The sequence below is a fragment of the Marinobacterium sp. YM272 genome, from assembly GCF_050908845.1.
Classification (GTDB): Bacteria; Pseudomonadota; Gammaproteobacteria; order Pseudomonadales; family Balneatricaceae; genus Marinobacterium_D.
In genome coordinates this window covers 464,542-485,317 of record NZ_CP194171.1, presented here as the reverse complement: position 1 = coordinate 485,317, position 20,776 = coordinate 464,542, and the positions used below count along the sequence as shown (strand labels likewise).

The window sequence follows — 20,776 nt, the reverse complement described above, 5'->3', positions numbered from 1 at the left end:
TTCGACAGGGAATTTCAGGTGCTTATATGAGGCCAGTCACCGCCAGCCAGATAAGCCGCAGCGCCAGCAGTGTCACCAGCGTTTTGAAGATCAGGCTGAAACGCTCGGCGGGGATTTTTTTCAACAGGTTCAAGCCGATCCAGGTGCCCAATGCACCGCTGGCTACCATCAACAGTGACAGCCCGAGCCAGTCGATAAAACTGAAGCCGATAAAGCTGAACACCGCGGCCTTCAGCAGATGCTGGACCGACAGACAGGTGGCGAAAGTCCCCACGGTGCGGAAGCGGTCAAAGCTGTTGCGGTGAATAAAGGCGCCCACCAGCGGGCCGGTCGCGCCGACGAAGACGGTGATTACCGTGGTCAGCCCGCCCATCAGTACAAAGCTGGCACGGGAAAGCTCATGCTTACTGAGCTTGGGTCCCCACACCAGCCAGAGAATAAACAGGCCGATGCAGAGCTGGATAGTGACCAGCGGCAGCTGCACCACCACCATCGACGCCAGCAGTGCGCCAGGTATGGCACCGGCAGCAAACAGGCCGGCCATGCGCCAGTCGATATGCCTGCGCATCATCAGCGCGCGATTGGCGTTGGAGCCAAGCTGCACCAGGCCGTGTACCGGAATCAGCGCGTTGAGCGGCACAATCTGCCCCATCACTGCCAGCAGAAGCAGGCCGCCACCTATTCCCATGGCGGCGGTCATCATCGAGGTAAAACCAGCGGTAACTATCAGTAGCAGTGCGTCGAAAAGGGCCAGGTCCGGTGGCAGCAGCCCACTCACGCCGCCTCCTGCATCGCCTGCATCACCTGGGTAGCCCAGCCGACACTGTGGCGATAAGACACCTCGTAGTACTGGCGATCCAGCATTTTACGCAGATGTTCAAACTCACCGCGCTCGTAATACTCGACCTCCTGCAGAACCTCGCCATAGCTGCCCTGGCGGCTGATCAGCGCATCCTTGATATCCTGGCGCAGCGGCACCTGATCCATCAGCTCGCTCATGTCGATATCAAGCATCACGTCGAGCTGCGACAACAGCCCGACGATAAAGTGGTTGATCGGTTCCTCACGCCCCGTCATCTCTGCCAGCAGCTCACACATCCGGCCACGCTGGAGCATGTTGCGGGTCAGGTCATCCGGCTTGTCCTGGTCATTGTTGGCCAGGAACAGCATCACCCAGCGGCGGATCTGCTCCATGCCCAACAACGCGATGGCGTGGGACAGGGAGGTGATCTCTTTACGCAGGTTGAAGGCAGCCGAATTCACCACCCGCAGGATACGGTAGGTCAGCGCCGGGTCGTTGAGGGCGATCTCCTCCACAGACTCGGCGGTTGCGCTGGGGCGCTGCAGTTCGGTGAGCAGCTGAATCAACAGCACCTTGTTGCCGGAGAGCTTTTTGCCACGCACAGGTTCCGGCTTGCTGAGGAAGTACCCCATGTACTTCTCGAAACCCATCTCCAGGCACTGTCGGAACTCTTCCTTGGTTTCCACCTTATCGGCCAGCAGCTCCAGCTGAAACGGCTTGAGCTTCTGCACCAGCGTCTGAACGTTTTTCAGTCCCAGTCGCTGGATATCCAGCTTGAGCACATGGACGATATTGAGGACGGCGCCAAAGCGGGGATCCCGCGGGTCATAGTCGGCCAGTGCCAGGCGATAACCATCATTGGCCAGGCTCTTGATCCGTTCGATAAAGGCGGGGGTAAATTTGGAGTGGCCGAGAATTTCGATCACAAAGCTGTGACGGGGCAGCTCGGGCATATCGTTATCAAGCAGGAAGCTGTCGGTCACCTTCAGGAAGCAGGGCAGGCTCTGTATCTGGCCACCCTTGCTGATACTGGAATAGGTGCCCAGCAAGACACCCAGCGTCGCATCCTTGTCTTTCAGTCCCTCGATGAAGTTTCCGTCCGGATCACGGAACAGCAGCTCGAAGGCGGCGACATCCTGGCTTTTGGTGTAGATCGGTTGACGCGCCATCAAGACCGACAACGTTTCTGTACCCTCGATCTCCTTGCTAGTGCCCACAGGCTCACCTCTTGCTATCACTGGCGTTCGCTAGAAAGTCCCTAGTATACCCAAGCTGGCGTACTTGTCTTCCTGGAAGCTGTGCAGCAGCGTTTCGCCGTGCCCCGCCCGTTTATGGCCGGCGCATCGCTCGGTTCAGTGCTGCCTGGCGCCATGCTGAAGCACCGCCAGCACCGATGCGACAAACTGATCAGCCCGCTCACTCAGCGAGAAGCACTCCGGCTTCTGCAGCCAGGTCATGATCAAGCCCTCGAGCATCACTTTCATCATCAGCGAACCGGTTTCGGCATCAAGATCCTGAGGCAGCTGACCCTTGGATTTTGCATTTTCGATGGCGCGGACCCGACGTTGATGCAGAGATTCAAGCAGCGCCTGCATCGGCTCGGGAATATCCTGGGCGCGTGTCAGCATACTTTCGTGAATGCAGATGATAATCATGCGGCGGAAGTTTTCGTCCTGCTCGACACTGTTCAGCAGGAGCTTGATCAGTTCACTGAGTTTGCCCAGGGGGTCGCGTTCATCCGCGGATTCGCTGGCATCACCAACCACGATGACCGGCGCCGAATAATGCTCCCAGATCGCGTCAAACAGATCCCACTTGTTTTTAAAGTGCCAATAGATCGCACCCCGGGTAACGCCGGCAGCCCGGGCCACTTCGGTCAAACTGGTGTTAGCGATGCCCTTGTCGGAAAACAGCACTACGGCTTTGGACATGATTTCGAGACGAGTAGCTTCAGCTTCTTCTTTTGTTCTTCGCACTTTGTAGATCACTTAACCATTTTTATGATGCTGACAGTTTACATACAAACATGAATGTATGTAAAATTCTTATCTTAAATGATCCATATCAGTACATTTTGCGGATACCCCCTTTTCGCGGATCGCAAAACTACCAGCTTCTACTACGAGGACATCATGGAAAGAGCTTTCAACTTATCTCGTCGCTGGCCGCTGCTTCTCGTCAGCAGCCTGTTGCTTGCCCTTGCTGGGTGTCAGGATTCAAGCGAACAACAGAACGCCGGGGCTCAACAGCCGCCCGCCCAGGTCGAGGTCGTCACCCTGACCGAACAGCCGGTCGATATTACCGATACCTATGCCGCCAGGGTTTCAGCCTACCGTACCGCTGAGATTCGTCCTCAGGTAGATGGCATTATCCTGAAGCGGGCCTTCGAGGAAGGCTCCCAGGTAGAAGCTGGCGACCTGCTTTACCAGATCGACCCTGCGGTGTACGAAGCCGAACTGGCCAGCGCCAAAGCGCAGCTGGCGGTCGCCCAGGCCAATGCCCAGAGCAGCAAGCTGCTGGCAGAGCGCTATGGCAAGCTGGTTGAAAGCTCCGCGGTCAGCCGCCAGGAAGCCGACAACGCTGCCGCCAGCTGGAAGCAGGCTCAGGCACAGATCCAGTCAGCCCGGGCCGCCGTGCAGAGCGCCCAGATCAACCTGGACTACACCCGTATCACCGCGCCGATCTCCGGCATTATCAGCCGCTCCAACATTACCGAAGGCGCGCTGGTATCCGTGGGCCAGAGCGAAGCTCTCGCCACCGTACGCCAGTTCTCTCCTGCCTATGTGGATATCCGCCAGCCCGCCACTACCGCGCTGAAAATGAAGCGTGACAGCAACGATCGCAGTGTGCATCTGACGCTGGAAGACGGTACCCGACTGGACGAGGTCGGTACGCTCAAATTCTCTGAAAGAAGCGTCGATGAGGGCACAGGTACCGTTAACGTACGTGCGCTGTTCGACAACAACGACAGCCTGCTGCTGCCGGGTATGTTCGTCCGCGCCACCGTGGTACTCAAGCATCTGGACAACGCGCTGCTTGCCCCCCAGGAAGGGATCATCCGCCAGCCCAACGGCTCTGTAACCACGCTGGTGGTTAACGCCGACAATGTCGTGGAAACACGTCCGGTTGAAGTCGGCAACGCCATCGGCGCCCAGTGGCTGGTCACCTCCGGCCTTCAGCCCGGCGACCGCATCGTTGTGGCTGGACTGCAGAAGATCCAGCCCGGTGCTGAAGTGGCTCCCCAGGAGCGTGGCGCAGCCGCTGCTCAAAATGGCAACGGCCAGTAAGGAGCGCTGATTCATGGCTAGATTTTTCATCAACAGACCGATATTCGCCTGGGTCATCGCCATCGTTGTCATGCTGGCGGGCGCCCTGTCGATCGTTACGCTGCCGATTCAGCAATACCCGACGATAGCTCCACCCGAAGTGCGGATCTCCGCCAGCTACCCGGGTGCATCGGCGGAAACGCTGGAAGAGAGTGTTACCCAGGTTATTGAGCAGAACCTGACCGGACTCGATAACCTGCTGTACATGTCGTCCAACAGCAGCAACTCCGGCAGTGCGACTATCTCGCTCACCTTTGCACCGGGAACAGACCCGGATATCGCCCAGGTGCAGACGCAGAACAAGCTGTCACTGGCCGAGACGCTGTTGCCGGAAGCGGTGCAGGCGCAGGGGATCTCCGTTACCAAGTCCAGCACCTCCTTCCTGATGGTGGTGGGGCTTTACTCACCGGACAGCTCCTACAGCAAGGCTGACCTGTCTGACTTTGCCGAAAGCACCCTGAAGGATCCGCTGTCGCGCACCACCGGCGTCGGCGAGATCCGCGTGTTCGGTGCCCAGTACGCCATGCGCATCTGGCTGAACCCGGATCAGCTCACCTCCTACGGCCTGACGCCGACGGATGTGACCTCGGCGATCTCCGCGCAGAATGCGCAGATCACTGCCGGTCAGCTCGGTGGACTGCCGGCGGTATCCAACCAGCAGTTGAACGCGCCGATCATCGCCCAGACCCGTCTGGAAAACGTGGATGCGTTCAAGAACATCCTGATCAAGGTCGAGCAGGACGGCTCCCAGGTTAAACTGAGCGATGTGGCCCGGGTTGAGCTGGGTGCCGAAAGCTACGCCGTCGACAGCCGTTACAAAGGCCTGCCGGCCACCGGTATTGCTATCCAGCTGGCCACCGGCGCCAACGCACTGGATACCGCCGAGGCGGTGCGCGCCACCGTCGAAGAGCTGCAGCCCTTCGTGCCCGATGGCATCGATATCATCTACCCCTACGACACCACGCCGTTCGTGCAGATCTCCATCCAGGAGGTGGTTAACACCCTGTTCGAAGCGATCCTGCTGGTGTTCCTGGTCATGTACCTGTTCCTGGGTAACTTCCGCGCCACCCTGATCCCGACCATTGCGGTGCCGGTGGTACTGCTCGGTACCTTCGGCGTCATGGCCGCGTTCGGATACAGCATCAATACACTGACCATGTTCGGCATGGTGCTGGCGATAGGCCTGCTGGTGGACGATGCCATCGTCGTGGTCGAGAACGTCGAGCGTGTGATGCACGAGGACGGGCTGCCGCCCAGGGAAGCCACACGCAAGTCGATGGATCAGATCACCAGCGCGCTGGTCGGTATCGCACTGGTACTGTCCGCGGTCTTCGTGCCGATGGCGTTCTTCCCCGGCTCCACCGGCGCCATCTATCGCCAGTTCTCGCTGACGATCGTATCCGCCATGGCACTGTCCGTACTGACCGCGTTGATCCTGACGCCGGCACTCTGTGCAACCCTGCTCAAGCCGCCCAAGGAAGGACACGGTGAAAAGGGCTTCTTCGGCGTATTCAACCGCTTCTTCAACCGCTCCAACGAGCAATACGTCCAGGGTGTACGTAAGACGATCAGCCGACCGAAACGGATCGTTGCGGTCTTCCTGGCGATGCTGATCGGCCTGGGCTACCTCTATAACCGCCTGCCGAGCTCCTTCCTGCCGGAAGAGGACCAGGGCCTGTTCCTGACGCTGGTGCAGCTGCCTTCAGGCGCGACCCAGGAGCGCACTATCGAGGTCATGAAGCAGATCGAGGCGTACCTGGAAACGGAAGAAAATGCGCAGGAGTATTTCACCGTATCCGGCTTCAGCTTTGCCGGTCAGGGACAAAACATGGGTCTGGCCTTCATCAACCTGAAGCCCTGGGATGAACGTACCGATCCGAGCCAGTCGGCTCAGGCGATCATTGGCCGCGCCTACGGTGCGTTCAGCCAGATCAAGGATGCGCAGATCTTCCCGATCAACCTGCCGCCGATTCCTGAGCTGGGTACAGCATCCGGCTTCAACATGATGCTGGTAGACCGTAACAACCTGGGCCATGACGCACTGCTGCAGGCACGTAACCAGATGCTGGGCATGGCGGCACAGGATCCGCGTCTGACCGCTGTACGTCCGAACGGCATGGAGGATGTGCCCACCTTCCATATCGATATCGATTACCAGAAGGTACAGGCGCTCGGCCTCAGCATCAGCGATGTTAACAGCACGCTGAGTACTGCCTGGGCCTCCAACTACGTCAACGATTTTGTCGATCGCGGCCGTATCAAGAAGGTCTATGTTCAGGCCGACGCGCCCTACCGCATGCTGCCTGACGACCTGAACGACTGGTACGTGCGTAACGATCAGGGTGAGATGGTGCCGTTCTCGGCCTTCGCCTCCTCATCCTGGGATTACGCACCCTCTCGTCTGGAGCGCTACAACGGTGTGCCATCAATGAATATCCAGGGCCAGGCTGCACCCGGTTACAGTACCGGTGATGCCATGCAGGCGATGGAAGAGATGCTGCCGAATCTGCCTCAGGGCCTGGGTATCGAATGGACCGGCATGTCCTACCAGGAACGCCAGGCCGGCAACCAGGCACCGGCGCTGTACGCGCTGTCGATCCTGATCGTATTCCTCTGCCTGGCAGCACTGTACGAGAGCTGGAGCGTACCTTTCGCGGTCATGCTGGTTGTGCCTCTGGGCGTATTGGGTGCCCTGGTCGCTGCGACCCTGCGCGGACTGGATAACGACGTCTACTTCCAGGTAGGCCTGCTGACCACCATCGGCATATCGGCGAAAAACGCCATACTGATCGTCGAGTTTGCCAAGTCGATGTATGACCAGGGGATGGACCTGACCAAGGCAACGCTGGAAGCTGCCCGCATGCGTCTGCGCCCGATCCTGATGACATCGCTGGCATTTATGCTGGGTGTAACACCGCTGGCGATCAGCTCCGGTGCCGGCGCGCAGAGCCGCCACGCCATCGGTACCGGCGTGATCGGCGGTATGCTGGCAGCCACCTTCCTGGCCATCTTCTTCGTACCGCTGTTCTACATTCTCGTAATGAAGCTGACGGGCGCCAAGCGGGCAACACATGTCGAGGAGCAAACAGCAGAATGATGACGATTAAACCCCTACCGGTGATACTGGCCGCCGCCCTGCTGGGCGGCTGCTCCCTGGCCCCGGATTACCTGCGCCCGGACGCGCAAGGCGTCAATGAGTGGCAGACCGAACAGCAGGACCAGGTCTCCTCCGCCGATACCGGCTGGCGCGACCTGTTCGCCGATCCTGCCCTGCAGCAGGTGGTCGGCCTGGCACTGGAAAACAACCAGGACCTGCGTATTGCCCTGCTTAACGTGGAACGTTACCAGGCCCAGTACCGCATCCAGCGCTCTGAGCTGTTCCCGTCGATCTCCGCGGACGGCGGCGGCAGCCGCCAGCGTATCCCGACCACTTACTCCGGCGCGGGTGAATCCAGCATCTCCAGTCAGTACAGCGCCACCGTGGGACTGACCTCCTACGAGCTGGACCTGTTCGGCCGTGTACGCAGCCTGAAGCAGCAGGCGCTGGAACAGTTCCTTGCCCAGGAACAGGCCCGGATCAGCACCCAGCTGACCCTGGTAGCCAACGTGGCCAATGCCTACCTCAACCTCGTCGCGGATAACGACCAGTTGAAACTGGCCAGTGAGACCCGTGATATCGAGGCCGACAACCTGAGTCTGGTCGAGAAACGCTACAACCTCGGTGTCGCATCTGAGCTGGAACTGTCCCAGGCCCGCGCCTCCTATGAGGATGCCGAGGTAAGGCTCGCCCAGTACAAGCGCCTGACCCGGCTGGACCGCAACGCCCTGACCCAGCTGGTCGGCACTCAGCTTCCCGAGAGCTGGACGCCGGCCGAATCGCTGCAGGCTGTCGCCATCGGTGAGGTGCAGGCAGGTCTGACCTCCGAACTGATCAACCGCCGCCCGGATATCCTGGCAGCGGAGTACCAGCTGCGAGGCGCCAATGCCAATATCGGCGCGGCCAAGGCGGCATTCTTCCCCAGCATCAGCCTGACAGCCAATGCGGGCACCCTGAGCAGCGACCTGGATAACCTGTTCGACCACGGCAGCGATACCTGGCTGTTCGCGCCGAGCATCAGCCTGCCGATCTTCAACGCCGGCCGCCTGAACGCTCAGCTCGATACCGCCGAGATCGACCGCGATATCGCACTGGCACAGTACCAGCAGAGCATCCAGACCGCCTTCACCGAGGTGTCCGATGCCCTGGCCCAACGCGACGGCTATGCCCAGCAACTGGCCAGCCAGCAGCGTGCCGAAGCCGCCTACCAGCGCTACTTCGAAATCGCCGAACAGCGTTACCGCAACGGTGTGGACAGCATGCTGACACGCCTGGACGCCCAGCGAAACCTGGTGACCAGCCAGCAGGCCAGCATCAGTGCACAGCTCTCCCTGATGCAGTCCAAAATAGACCTGTACCGGGCACTGGGTGGTGGCTGGAAGGAAAACAGCACCACAGAGAATGCCGCTGCGGCAGCGGAGTAATTCCCTGCGGCGCCCCTGCCCTGCCGCGTCCCTGCGGGCAGGGCGGGTTTCTAACTTGCCTGGATCATCTCCCGGATGGTCTGGGCCTCTTCTTCGCTGGCACCACTGAGCAGTCCCTCTTCGATCAAGCTGTTGATGCGTTGCTTGTGCAGCTCAAATAGCTCGTGCAGCGAGTGTGTGATCGCCATGCGGTGTTCCGGATACAGGTCCACCAGCTGCTTCATCAGATCGCCGGACTGTTTCGGCAATGTCAGAACCATCTGCGTGGCGACATCCTCCGGCTGCAAGGCTGCACTATCCAGCGCCGTACGGATCAGTTCTCCCGGGTCGTCCGGATGCTGACGCAGAGCCACAAGCAGGAGTTTCAGCGCCGGATCATTGATCTCGGCCAGGCTGTACTCCATACGCGGATCCAGCTGAGAGGCACCGATTGAACTCGCCTGCGTGGTCAGCTGGTATGGGCTGGTGGATTCAAGCCGCTCGGTGCGGATAAACAGGCGGCGAACCATCAGGAAAACAACCACGGCAGCGTGCACTGCGATCAGGTAGTAATAGAGCCAGATAATCTCAAAAGAGCTCATCAAGAAGCCCGCAATCAGCGGCCCCAACACACCACCAATGCCGAGCAAAATCTGCAGGGTGCTGGTGGCCGGCATCGCCTCCTCCCACTCGATATGATCGAACACCTGGGTAACCGCCAGCGGGAACAGCGCCACCCCGGCACCGCCGGAAACCAGAAACATCCCCACCAGCATAGGCACCGGCAGTGCATAGAAGTAGTCGAAGACGATCAGCAGGTTGCTAATAACACCCAGCACCATAAGACCGGACGCCACTGTGCGCTTATCAAAACGGTCAGCAAGCCAGCCCGTGGGATACTGCGTCAGCAGACCGCCCAGCTGATAGGAGCCAAGGATCAGGGCCAGCCAGATACCACTGAAGCCGCGCTCATAGGCATAGAGCGAAATCAAAGACAGGCTGGCGGCGCTGATCATACCCGCGCAGAAAGATGACAAAGTCCCGGACGGTGAGTAATACCAGAGCTTTTTCAGCGACATTGGCCGGGCGCTGTCCGGCACCTCCGGTACCGGGATCCGGCTCATCGCCATAATAATCAGCGACAGCGAGAGGAACAGGCCGATCAAACCGAATAGCCGTGGATCACTGTCGACCGATAAATTGAGCAGAAATGGTGCACTGCCGAACCCAATTGCGACGCAGATCTGGTAGATACTGAAGATCCGCCCGCGGTTGCTCTTGTCACTGAGCACGTTAAGCCAGCTTTCCAGGGTAATGAACCCGGTGACGAAACAGAACCCGGATAGCAGTCGCAGAAAACCAGTCACCCAGACGTTATCGACGTAGCTGTGGCATATGGCGATGATCGCCAGCGTGGCCGCCATACTGGCGAAAGCCCTGATGTGGCCAACCCTTTGTACCGTGCGGGATCCAAGCAAGCCCGCCAGTATCGCACCGGCAGAGAACATACTCATCGCCAGGCCGATATTGGAGGTGCTAATCCCCTGCTCACTCATACGGATCGGCAGGAGAACGAAGAACAGATTGAGACTGACGGCGTAGGCGCTGATCGCCAGCAGGATAGGACTGATACGTTGAATAAGTTTTTGCTGCATGCTTCTGGTCCGGTCGCGTTGCTAAGGAACACCGGCCTGTTTCGGCGGCACTTATCTTATGCGAGCAAAAACCGGACCTGCAGCAGAAGTAGAAGCTTGGAAGCGTTATTCGATGTTCTGGATCTGTACACTTAATTTGACACCATAAATCCAATAATTACGAGGCATGCAGGGCAGAATTGATAACAAATTCAACCTATTGGTTACCGGTTTGGTTACCACTCAGCATGACTCCTCTCATTTCTCCACATATCGACTACCCTTAGCCTACTCTTCAGAGCGGAACCTGTGGCATCACAAGATTTTGTCCTTAACTGGTCATATTCTGCCGCGTGACAAACAATACTTCGCCGAGGATAATCCAGTTCGATGTCGCGCTCCCTATAGATTGAATGGAACCGAAATCACCAGCTAGTTAAGGAGGACATTCTGGCCGAGCTTCGTGCTATTTCAGATAACTATGATGACGTTAGTACTCATGTCATCTTCGTTCACGGTCTATCTGGGCATATTGAGAACACCTGGTCTATCGGCCGACGCGGTGCGTCGATACTTTGGCCAGAATGGCTAGCCGAAGATGTCCCTGGAATCGGGCTGTGGCTGGTAGGGTACCCTGCCGCTAAGACCAATTGGCGCGGCCATGGCATGCCACTATCTGATCGCGCAGATAATATTCTGGCCCTTCTTCTCGCAGAACCAATACTTGAGCACGGAAATATCATTTTCGTTGCACACAGCCTTGGTGGCCTTGTCGTCGAACAAATCCTTCGCAGCGCAGATCGGGACTCCGGCCATAGTGCCCAGGCTGAGAGTTTACTTTCTCGTGTTAGGCGAGTTGCCTTTCTGGGCACACCACATCGGGGAGCGTTATTAGCTAATCTATCAAAGTTGCTTAAATTGGTCGTCCGGCCGTCATCTTCAACCCGCGATCTAGTACTCAACAACCCCCAACTTAGAGACCTTAATCACTGGTATCGCAAATACTGTCAACAAAATAACCTACAAAACCTAGTTCTCGCCGAAGGGAGATCTGAGAGCATTTGGGGCTTTTCTCTCCCCGAAGCCGCCGGGAAGATTGTTTGGTCATGCAGTTCCGACCCCGGCGTTGCCGAGCTTCCCATCGTTGTTGACGAAAGTCACATGACTATATGCACACCCTCCAGCCGAGACGCTGAAGTATACAGACACCTGAAGAACTTCATTAGCAGCCCTTTTGGCCCCCCCTCTCAGGTAGCCCAGACTGTAGAGGCACTCGATAGAACCAATACCCAACTGGCAGAATTAACCGCTAGTAGCCAATCTCAATCTTCAGCTATTAATGAGCTGACCCGCTCAGTTGCTCAAGGCATGTCAGTGTCAGCCTTTAACACTGATCTTATAGATCTTGAAGTAGAGCGTCGCCGGGAGCATTTGCGTAAGAGCCGGTTATTCGCAACTTTCAACATCGAAGAACAAACCCAGAGCCTCGTTGAAGACCTCAGAAGCGGCAGCCTAGCTTCAGCCAGCAAACAAGCTAAGGATACTGCCTTCGCATGTTGTGCAAGATTTCTATCTGTTGTAGCACCTGAAGATGCTCGATCAATATTGGACTCTATTACATCTCCTGAAACTGAGCTGGCAGTTATTGCACGGAGCCTTCTAGAAGCCAATTCCGGCCAACTCGACAAAGCTCTGGGCTCTCTAGCTGGAAGCAATTCTGCAATCAGTCGCGGAGCCGCGTATATCTGTGTCCTAAAAGCAAGGGGGTTTCATGAGGCCTGTGACTGGCTTCAACAGGCCCAGCTTTCAGTTTCCGACCTCGATAGCGACGCTAAGCTGTTTTATCTCCAAGCGGCTCTCGATAGTGGTGAGTGGAGCGCAGCACTTGAAGTTGCAGAGACGGTAAGTAGCGAAGACCTTGATCGTACTCCAGCATTAATCTTTGGATCTGCAAATGCATTTCTTATGCAGGCAGTACCAGACGAACTGCGTATATCTCTTTTGCAGTACCTTCCGATCGATACTGCGAGTTTTCCGCTACGCAGCGAGCCAGAGAACCTTACTTATCGTCGCACAGCTGCAAGGCTCTTCGAGCATATGCGAGAGGTTGCTGACGCTCTAGAGTTGCCGTCAATTGCTGGGCTTACCGACGACCGGGGGCTATGGCTTCGCCTCATGGACCCCGATACAACACAGGAAGCACAACAAGAGTTGGCTGCTAGCATAAAGGATCCAGCTACACTCCTTAGACGCCTAAACCTTGCAATTCAATTTGGTGTCGAGATTGATCTGTTGCAAGCGGAAAAAGAGGTCGATCGCCAGACTGCCCTTAGCGGGGGAACCTCTCTTCATGCAGCTACTGCGCGCTTCGCCCTTGCTTTCACACGAAAAAGCCACGCGGACGCCGCAGCCTACATTGATCAACACCGAAACCAACTTTTGGAGCACCTGCACTGGAAGGGTATCTACTTTTTCGAAATTGAGATGCTCTCGAGATCCGGCCAAACCGCAAAGGCTCAGGTACGCCTTCAGGAATCTATAGAACGCGGTCTTACCGACGATGAATCGCGCCGTCTTCGAAACCAACTGGCGAAGGCTGAAGGGCACGATCCTATCGCTGAACTGCTTGCTATTTATGAGCAAAGCAAATCCATTACCGATCTGCGTCTCCTAGTGGACACATACGAAGAGACGAAGAACTGGGCGAGGGTAGCCGAATACGGAAGGCTCTTACTTGACCAGACCGGTGATATTGCCAACGCTCGTCGCTGTGTAATTGCGTTATACAAAGAAGAACTCCTCGATGACGCACTAGCAGTTTTTGCCTCATACCCGACCCTTATTAGCCAGTATCCTGAACTTCACCTTCTTCAAGCCGAGATATTTTTCGAGAAAGGCACCCTCGATCAAGCACGTTCAGAACTAGACACACTGCGCCAGGCAAATGACTCGGCAGAGGCTCGGCAATTACAGGTCAATCTAAGTATCGTTTCAGGTGACTGGGAATCACTCCAGAGTTTCGTAGAAAGCGAGTGGAGCAACCGTGCAGATCGATCGGCGCATGAACTAATAAGGGATGCTTCCATCGCCCAGCTTATTGGCGCCGCCCGCGGAGAAGTGCTTATTCGCGAAGCAGCGATTAAGGCACCTGACGATCCTGTAGTCCTAATGAACTGTTATGAGCAGGCCTCAAAAGCTGGATGGGAACATCGCCCCGAGGTCTGCAATTGGCTTGGAAGAGCGGCTTCCCTCTCACAGGAGAACGGCGAAGGTCCAGTTCAAACAATGTCAATAGAGGATCTAATCGAACAAAAGCCCAGCTGGCAGGAGCGAGAAATAAATACCAGCAGTCAGCTTGCCCAAGGCCTCATGCCAATTTTTATGGCAGGCAGGCTCCTGAACCGCACCCTCCTAAGCCTATTTCTGCGACCAGCCATATGCAATTTGAGCGAAATGGATGTCCGCAGACGCCCACTAATCTATGGATTCAGCGGCACGCGCAAAACGTACGACATCGATCCACAGGTCATCGCCATGGATCCAACAGCCCTCATGACCACCGAATTCCTCGGCATCTTGGATCTTTGTATCGAAAAGTTCGAAAGAATTGTTATTCCTCATGAGACCTTAGGCTGGTTGCTCCAAGAAAAGGCACAACTCCTGTTCCATCAACCCAGTCGGGTAGAAGCCGCCAGAGACCTCAGGCGCATGATATCTGAAAAGCAGCTATACCCCTTCGAGGGAAATGCCACACCACCGGAACACCTTGTTCATGAAATTGGTGAAGAACTGGCTACTTTGCTTGCCGAAGCCTCATCCCATGTAGACGAGAGACAACGATTGGTGGTTCGAGGAGGACCAGTTTATAAGGTCAGCACCTTTATGAAAGAGGAGGCTGACCTTTCCTCATACGAGGCATTCCTTTGCAGTTGCACTGATGTGGTAGACAAACTTGTTCAGAAAGGGGTTCTTACTTCATCGGAGTCCGAGAAGGCATATTCAGCCCTCAACGTTAGGGAGAAACCCTGGCCGACCCAACATGAAATCAGCGATGGGGCTATTCTCTATCTAGACGATCTCGCAGTCTCGCATCTCGACTTTCTTGACCTTTTACCCAAATTGCATCGCGCTAATATCACGGTCGTAATATCTCGTAATGAAATACAGGAGGCCGATGCCCTCATCGCGTACGACGCGAAAGGAGCAGACGTTGTCGCTATTGTCGATCGTCTCCGCTCCCATGTGCGCAGTGGCCTAGAAAGTGGCAAAGTTAAACTCGCTCGGGCGGTAAGAGGGGATCATAAGGACCAATACCAAGACGTAATGACGCACCCCACACTAGCCATGTTAAAGCTGATGGATGAAGCTGAAGCTGGCGTCATCGACGATCGTTACGTAAATCAGCACAAAACACTTTCGTCTGAAACCGCATACAGGCCCATTCTCTCAACGCTGGATGTTCTAGCCATTTTGCTTGCTCGCGGAGAAATATCAAAGCAACAGGTACGAGACGCAAGGACAACCTTGCGCCAAGCAAACTTTGCTCTAATACCGCTAGACGTTGCGGAACTTACTGAGATCCTTTCAGCAACACCTGTAACGAATAGCTTCCCTACAGAAACTGCTGAGTTCAGAGCCGTACGGGAAAACATTCTTAGTATCCGTATGAGTGAAACTCTACAGTTACCAAGAGAGCTAGCTTGGCTAAATGCCACCTTGAGGGCCTGCTTACTAGCAATAAGAGATCAGTGGAAAAGCGGCCCAGGCTTTGACGAACAAGCGGCCGCGACTAGGTCAGACTGGCTGCTAGAGCTCAGCGATATTAGAGGATGGGCACACCTTGCGAACATAGATACAGCGCGGCTAATAGAACAGTATCGCGCCTGGCTCTCGTGTTTAATGTTACTCCCCGTAGAACAACCCGCCTCAGTGCGAGAAGCTTACTGGCGCTGGTTTGAAGGCCGTGTACTTAACCCGCTTGCTGAGAAAGACCCACAGAGCTACGCCACCTTAGTAGAGCGGGCGAAAGAATTTGTTAAGCGAGGTTCTGAGATTTCGGTAAAATACCAGAGAGCTGAAGATGACTAATCACTCAATGACACCCGAACTTTTCAGCCAAGTACTTGAAATGTTACCTCCTCGTATAAGGAAGAATCTTTTCGAGGACGATACCTTCCTTGCGCAATTTGCTCTCTCGACTGTAACAAATATCACCTTGGGTGAGGACGGTCCGTCTTTCCGGCGCGATTCGCTCTATGACAGTATCCGCAATGCCTTACAAACCCAGCATCAAACGGCTACCGTCCACGATGAAAAAAATAATCTTTGGGAGGTGTTTGTAAAGCAGGAAGGGGAAACGCTCAAGTTCTACTGTCGCTCTGACGATCAGTCCTATACTCTCAAAGATCACTCAGGTCTGGCTGATGACGTTATAACCAGAACAGACTGGTTCGAGAGGGTCGCTAAAAAGGTCTATTTAGAAGACCCTATCTATCAAAATTGGCAAAGCCATCTTAGGGAACGTCCTCTTACAGACCAGGAGTTTACAGAGCTCTTGGCCGAAATAGAGCAGTCTCCAGTCAGCACAGAACTTTCTATCAAAAATAACTTAGCGCATAGCAAAGTAGATCTTGGAATATTAGTCCCGCGTAATCGTAATTATTATGGCAAATTAGTGGGTCACCTCGGGTCAGCCAAAACTGTTGCTGAGTACATTGAGATCGGCGCGAAGCCACTAATTGCAGGCTTGAAGGGCTGGAGTGCCTCCGATGGCTTTCTGTACGCCCTTTTTTTATGCTCGATAGGTTTAATTTCAGAAAGCATAGACATTGATGACCTAAGCAGCGAGGCGCTACAAGAAATTTACCAGTGGTTAATAAATTATGGTGACCCCATGTCACTTACAGGCGCGGTGGAAATAGCACTCAGTCATTTGGATAATCATCCCGAGCTTGCTCCATTCATTGAACAAATCGTCAAAAAAATTACCGCGGAAGATCCCGAGAGTGATGAAAACAGCTTCTCGCTACTCTCCACTATGATTGTCTTGATAGCCTCAGAATTGGCAGAAACTCGACTGCTCGAAGACGTCCCGCCCTTTTATCGGAGGCAAGCCGCTATTGCACAAGCATCAATGGCCGTCCGTGCAAGCAATCTATCGCACACTTCCCCAAAGAGCATGATTGAATGGGCAGAGACCTCAGGTTTATGTCATACATACTATCCTCAAGCACTCATCGATCTGCGCCTTGAACCACGCTGGCTTCCAGACTTCGTTATTGCTACGCAACTCCGCGCCGAATCAATTGGGCGGATCTCAAATGCAGCCAGAAAAAACGAAGCTAAGATTCAAAGCGAATCTTTGAGAGCTCTCCTGCTTGGACCTGACTCAAGTCTTGCCGGGGCTGCCCCGTGGCCACTCCCCAGCCTTCCGGGCCCTCTAGAAGGTGGGGAACACCCTCAGAATCCTATACCTGAGCACATACTCAAGGAGGTCACTGAAGCTTTAGAGAAGACTCACCTGGAAGCTGATTCTTTCAATGGATTAGTTAACACGTCTCTACTATTCGACCTGCCTGAGGGGCAGTCTAACCTTGCTGCATCGGCTCTCCACCGAGTCAAATTCTTAGTTGAGAAAGTGGAAGATGATGACACAACTCTCAATCTGATATATGGGCTCGCGATCGTAGCTGCAGCGACTAGAGGCTCTGAGCTCGCCGATGCGCTGCGAATCTTAATTCGCGTTTTGCGTCGTAGGCAAAATCTATCAATTAGAATAGACCACGAACTCCGAACCCTAATGATCGCTGCAGCAGCAATAGAAAGTCTTGAAGACTGGGCTCGATTTGCCGGAGAGTGGATAACTGAGATTGCCTTTGAAATCGACGAGAAAAATGCAGCAAAATCGCTCCTCGCCAATATCCGCAAGCTGGTTCAGCTTGAGCCGACACTAATGCCCCACTGCGCAGCGGCTGATGCAGCTCTGACCGCATTCGTGCACTAGAAAGTGCACGCGGCAACAATGAACTCCGTAATTTGTGGTTACGCCTACCGTCTACCTTCGAGCTGTAGCATTACTCTCGATGTCCGTTTTGGATCCAGGCTGCAGCGCATATTCATACTGAGCGAAAAGGTTAAAGAACTTAAATGCCATTTAATCTAGTTCCTCTGACATATTAATTCCTTATTTGGTGGCCTAAAAATAAAAATCATTAAAGGAGTGATACCCCATTTCATACTAGTTATCTGACTTTATAACCAACTCAACAACCTTAGGTATATATAGATGCTCCATTGCAGCAACTAGCATCCTCTGGTTTTCGGTAAAACGGGAGTCAAAATTATGTTCAAATGATATTAGTCTTCTATATAACTTAGTTCTAACACCCTGAATAAACTCTATTCTATTTTTTAATGGAATCGTTTCCTTAGGATAGACCTTATAATTATTCAACAAATCAACAATTCCCTTTGTTGCTGTATCTAACGCATGATGGTCTATCGATTTCAAAAATATTTTTGTCGAAGGTTTCTCAATTCCTATCCCTCTCGACACAAAATCATAGTCCCCTCTCCTATTTGAAAGACTATGCTTTTTCAATGTTTCGTTCAGTTTATTGAGGTAAGAATTTCTATATTTCGAGTAGGTATTCCAGCATGGGTGTAGAGGCCATGGCTTTCCTAAGTTATCAAATAGGGCCATTCCTCCATTATCTGCTCGATAGAAATATACGATATCACCACAAAACCAACAATTAGTTCTAATTGTTAATGGTCCGTCTATATATTCAATATCACTTTTATTTCCCTGGCCACATTCGTGTAATAAACCGGTATCAACTTCGTATATAAACCAACCATCACTTGGTGACTCTGTAATTCTTAATAAGACACCACACTCATCACAAATTTTCTCAAAAGACTTACCCACTTATTCAACCCTCCTGGTCTAACTAGAAATCTTTTAAATCTTCTGTGATTATTAGATGACTTATTAAAAACCTACTATATCATCCATAAGATGGATAAAATTATACATTCACATTGGAAAAATAAGATTCAAAGTTTTAAGAATTTTCTTCATTTTTTCAGAATCTTTACTGTAACAAAAAAAATCTGATGCGACGTTTCCATTTTTTTCAAGGATGCTGTCCACAGATCTGACATGATCAAACACAGAAAAATATTTTACGCCATCCAACTCAAAAACCCGATCAGGATGACCCACATAAACATTCTTTAACTCTGGAACTAACAACCAAAAATAATCTTTTTCTGATCCAAGAACCTGTCCAAGATATTTATTTCTATTCTCTATAAAAGTCACACTCTCTAAATCTTTAAACATATATTCCAAACAATCCAATTTATACTCGTTGTATAAGCTTACGTTTTAAAAAATCTTCACAAACAACAATTGAAATTTTAATCTGCTTTAAAGATATCGACCTTAGTCTCCAAGCATTTCCTCAACGTAAGATCCGTAACCCCTATACCAAACCAGCTATCAGGCTTTTGGAAGAAATCCAGGCCACGGCCAATCTTGATAACCCAACCGTTATCAATTCGGATTTCTCGATCATGGAGGTTCTCATTGATCTTCACCTGGAGCTCGATGTCTAACTCAACGAGGCTCTGCTTCAGGTCTTCGAGCCGCTCAGATAGCTCTTTGATATCCGTTTCATCGTCATAGCTGGTTGTGAGTACGATTTTCCTAACCGTCGGCGCTTTGAGAACAGCCTCACAGAAACGCACTAAGTTCTGCACCTGATGTGTGGCGCGGATATAAGGGTCTTCTATCTCGACGGCTTTTGCGCCGACCAGGTAGGGGCCAATGATGGACTCATAGCTCTGCCCCGTATCGCCGTAATGAATAGTGAAATGCTTTTCCTGCAGCTCATCAGTAACTAAAGCTCCACTATCGCCATCCGCTGGAGGAGCAACCACTTCTACCTCAGCAGGCTCAGGAGCTACAGGAGCTTCTTCGACCTCAGCAACATCTATATCTGTCAGCTCGTCGGGGTTGTGGATATTTTTGCGAGAAGGCTCTTGAGTTGCACTGGCATTCTTCGACTCAGGGCAATGAACGATGACTTCGCGGCCCTCAGTGTTGAAGTAGGACAGGTTAATACGCGCAAACTCATCATCTGTTTTGCGCTTATTCATTTGCTCTTTTACCCGGCGACGACACTCAACGGCATAAGTGACGTATTCTTCAAACTCCTCATCACTAGGAGGAGTTGATGGGTGCAGAATTTTAACCAGGGCAGCAACGGTCTTTTTGATTCCCTTCTCATCACGTCCTTCAACGGCGGCTCCCAAGCGGATCCTCTTGGATACCTCTTCGTAGCGATTCGTATGCTTCAGTTGGTAATGGAAGGCTTCTGCCAGGTAATCAGTAATAAACCCATAGTTGCCGGTTAGGAACTCGCTGCTGTTTTTAGGCATTTCCCAGCCGGGCAAGTAGCAGGCAAAGCGATCCATCACTGCCAGGTCGAACTCTTTGGGGAGTGGCTGGAAAAGGTCGTAGACCTCTGAATTAACAATTTGGCTAACTGACAGGTCCAGGTTACCCACAAAGGCCATAGACGCATCAGCTATGACCTCAACGCCACGCGAGAAGCGGCCGTTGGCCATGAAGTCTTTCATGATCTGAATGGTATCGGGATCTTTGACCTTGATACCGCCCACTTCATCGAAGGCGACCGTATCCCAGAAACCGACCAAGCCGATCTTCTTACGCTGATTGTTATAGAACAGCGTTGCTTTGGTGGCTTGGCCACCACTGATCAGCGTCGAGTATGGGGAGAATTCACTGAAGAAATAGGACTTACCGGTACCGCGAGGCCCGAGCTCAATGAAGTTAAAGTTGGGTTCCACAAGTGGCAGCAGTCGGGCGATAAAGTGCATTTTCACCCGATGCGTAAGCTTTGTTGGCTCTAGTCCAACGGAGCGGAGAACAACATCCATCCAGTCATCACGGCTGAACTGCTCACGGCCCTCGCAGTATTGCTCATAACTGAAGCGGCTTAGCTGAATGGGGCGTAGGTCTTCAATGTAAAATGCGTAATCATCATCTTCAATTTCGTTGTAGGCGATGGTCACCTCGCACCACAGACCGCCCTGCAACAACCGGTCATTATCGCGGTAAAACTTCTCACTGATGGCAACCTTACGTGAATCGAAGTTTTCCAGCGCAGCCCAATGACGGCGATCTTTCTCGACATAGTTCACATGAACCTTGTCGATAAAACGGTGCTTACCTTTGGTCGCTACGAATGATTGCGCCTTATTTGCCTCATTGGGGCGCACGTAGTTGTCCTGCAGGGTCTCCAGCACCGCTTCCATACCCGCGGTGATTTCTGCCTCGTCATCGCTGGCGCAATACCGCGCCAGCAGAAACTCCAAGACGAAGGTGGGGACGTTTGTCCCCTTCTTGATGCGGTGAACGAGATCCTTACGAACGACTTTACCGTCAAAGGCTTGGGTAATCTTTTGGTCCAGAGCATCCATGA

12 protein-coding genes are annotated in these 20,776 nt (G+C 53.4%); 5 read left to right on the top strand and 7 right to left on the bottom strand.

The window, feature by feature from the left end; genetic code table 11:
* Positions 1-22: 22 nt before the first annotated feature.
* From ACQUQP_RS02305 to ACQUQP_RS02295, 3 genes are all read right to left on the bottom strand, one after another.
* Positions 23-778, bottom strand: a complete 756-nt coding sequence (locus ACQUQP_RS02305; RefSeq protein WP_432697200.1) for a sulfite exporter TauE/SafE family protein — start codon at positions 776-778, stop codon at positions 23-25.
* The gene (locus ACQUQP_RS02300; protein WP_432697199.1) at positions 775-2,019 is read right to left on the bottom strand and encodes an EAL and HDOD domain-containing protein; all 1,245 of its coding nucleotides are present in this window, start codon (positions 2,017-2,019) and stop codon (positions 775-777) included. The genes ACQUQP_RS02305 and ACQUQP_RS02300 overlap by 4 nt, the downstream gene beginning before the upstream one ends.
* A gap of 135 nt (positions 2,020-2,154) precedes the next feature.
* Positions 2,155-2,778: a TetR family transcriptional regulator gene (locus tag ACQUQP_RS02295; protein ID WP_432697198.1), complete on the bottom strand. Its 624-nt coding sequence runs from the start codon at positions 2,776-2,778 to the stop codon at positions 2,155-2,157.
* Between the two features lie 156 nt (positions 2,779-2,934).
* Here ACQUQP_RS02295 and ACQUQP_RS02290 point away from each other — a divergent pair, with 156 nt between their 5' ends.
* From ACQUQP_RS02290 to ACQUQP_RS02280, 3 genes are read left to right on the top strand one after another with little or no spacing between them, the layout of a single operon-like run.
* Entirely contained in the window at positions 2,935-4,089 is a 1,155-nt protein-coding gene (locus ACQUQP_RS02290) for an efflux RND transporter periplasmic adaptor subunit (protein WP_432697197.1), read from the top strand.
* 13 nt (positions 4,090-4,102) lie between these two features.
* On the top strand, positions 4,103-7,225 hold the full coding sequence (locus tag ACQUQP_RS02285) for an efflux RND transporter permease subunit (RefSeq protein WP_432697196.1): 3,123 nt from the start codon (positions 4,103-4,105) through the stop codon (positions 7,223-7,225).
* Positions 7,222-8,649: an efflux transporter outer membrane subunit gene (locus ACQUQP_RS02280; RefSeq protein WP_432697195.1), complete on the top strand. Its 1,428-nt coding sequence runs from the start codon at positions 7,222-7,224 to the stop codon at positions 8,647-8,649. Before ACQUQP_RS02285 ends, ACQUQP_RS02280 begins: the two co-directional genes overlap by 4 nt.
* A gap of 50 nt (positions 8,650-8,699) precedes the next feature.
* Here ACQUQP_RS02280 and ACQUQP_RS02275 read toward each other — a convergent pair whose 3' ends face one another.
* Positions 8,700-10,283 (bottom strand): MFS transporter, encoded by a 1,584-nt coding sequence (locus tag ACQUQP_RS02275; RefSeq protein WP_432697194.1) that lies wholly within the window; start codon positions 10,281-10,283, stop codon positions 8,700-8,702.
* Between the two features lie 645 nt (positions 10,284-10,928).
* Between ACQUQP_RS02275 and ACQUQP_RS02270 the strand changes: the two genes are divergently transcribed.
* Together ACQUQP_RS02270 and ACQUQP_RS02265 are read left to right on the top strand one after the other, a co-directional pair.
* Positions 10,929-15,350 carry a hypothetical protein gene (locus ACQUQP_RS02270; RefSeq protein ID WP_432697193.1) on the top strand — a complete coding sequence of 1,474 codons (4,422 nt, stop codon included), beginning with the start codon at positions 10,929-10,931 and terminating at the stop codon, positions 15,348-15,350.
* Positions 15,343-17,265, top strand: a complete 1,923-nt coding sequence (locus ACQUQP_RS02265; RefSeq protein ID WP_432697192.1) for a hypothetical protein — start codon at positions 15,343-15,345, stop codon at positions 17,263-17,265. The genes ACQUQP_RS02270 and ACQUQP_RS02265 overlap by 8 nt, the downstream gene beginning before the upstream one ends.
* 234 nt (positions 17,266-17,499) lie before the next feature.
* Here the strand turns inward: ACQUQP_RS02265 and ACQUQP_RS02260 are convergent, their stop codons facing one another.
* From ACQUQP_RS02260 to brxL, 3 genes are all read right to left on the bottom strand, one after another.
* Complete coding sequence (locus tag ACQUQP_RS02260; RefSeq protein WP_432697191.1) at positions 17,500-18,192, bottom strand: hypothetical protein; 693 nt, start codon at positions 18,190-18,192, stop codon at positions 17,500-17,502.
* Between the two features lie 108 nt (positions 18,193-18,300).
* Positions 18,301-18,609, bottom strand: a complete 309-nt coding sequence (locus tag ACQUQP_RS02255; RefSeq protein WP_432697190.1) for a hypothetical protein — start codon at positions 18,607-18,609, stop codon at positions 18,301-18,303.
* A gap of 77 nt (positions 18,610-18,686) precedes the next feature.
* Entirely contained in the window at positions 18,687-20,774 is a 2,088-nt protein-coding gene (gene brxL, locus ACQUQP_RS02250) for a BREX system Lon protease-like protein BrxL (protein WP_432697189.1), read from the bottom strand.
* Between the last annotated feature and the right edge of the window lie 2 nt (positions 20,775-20,776).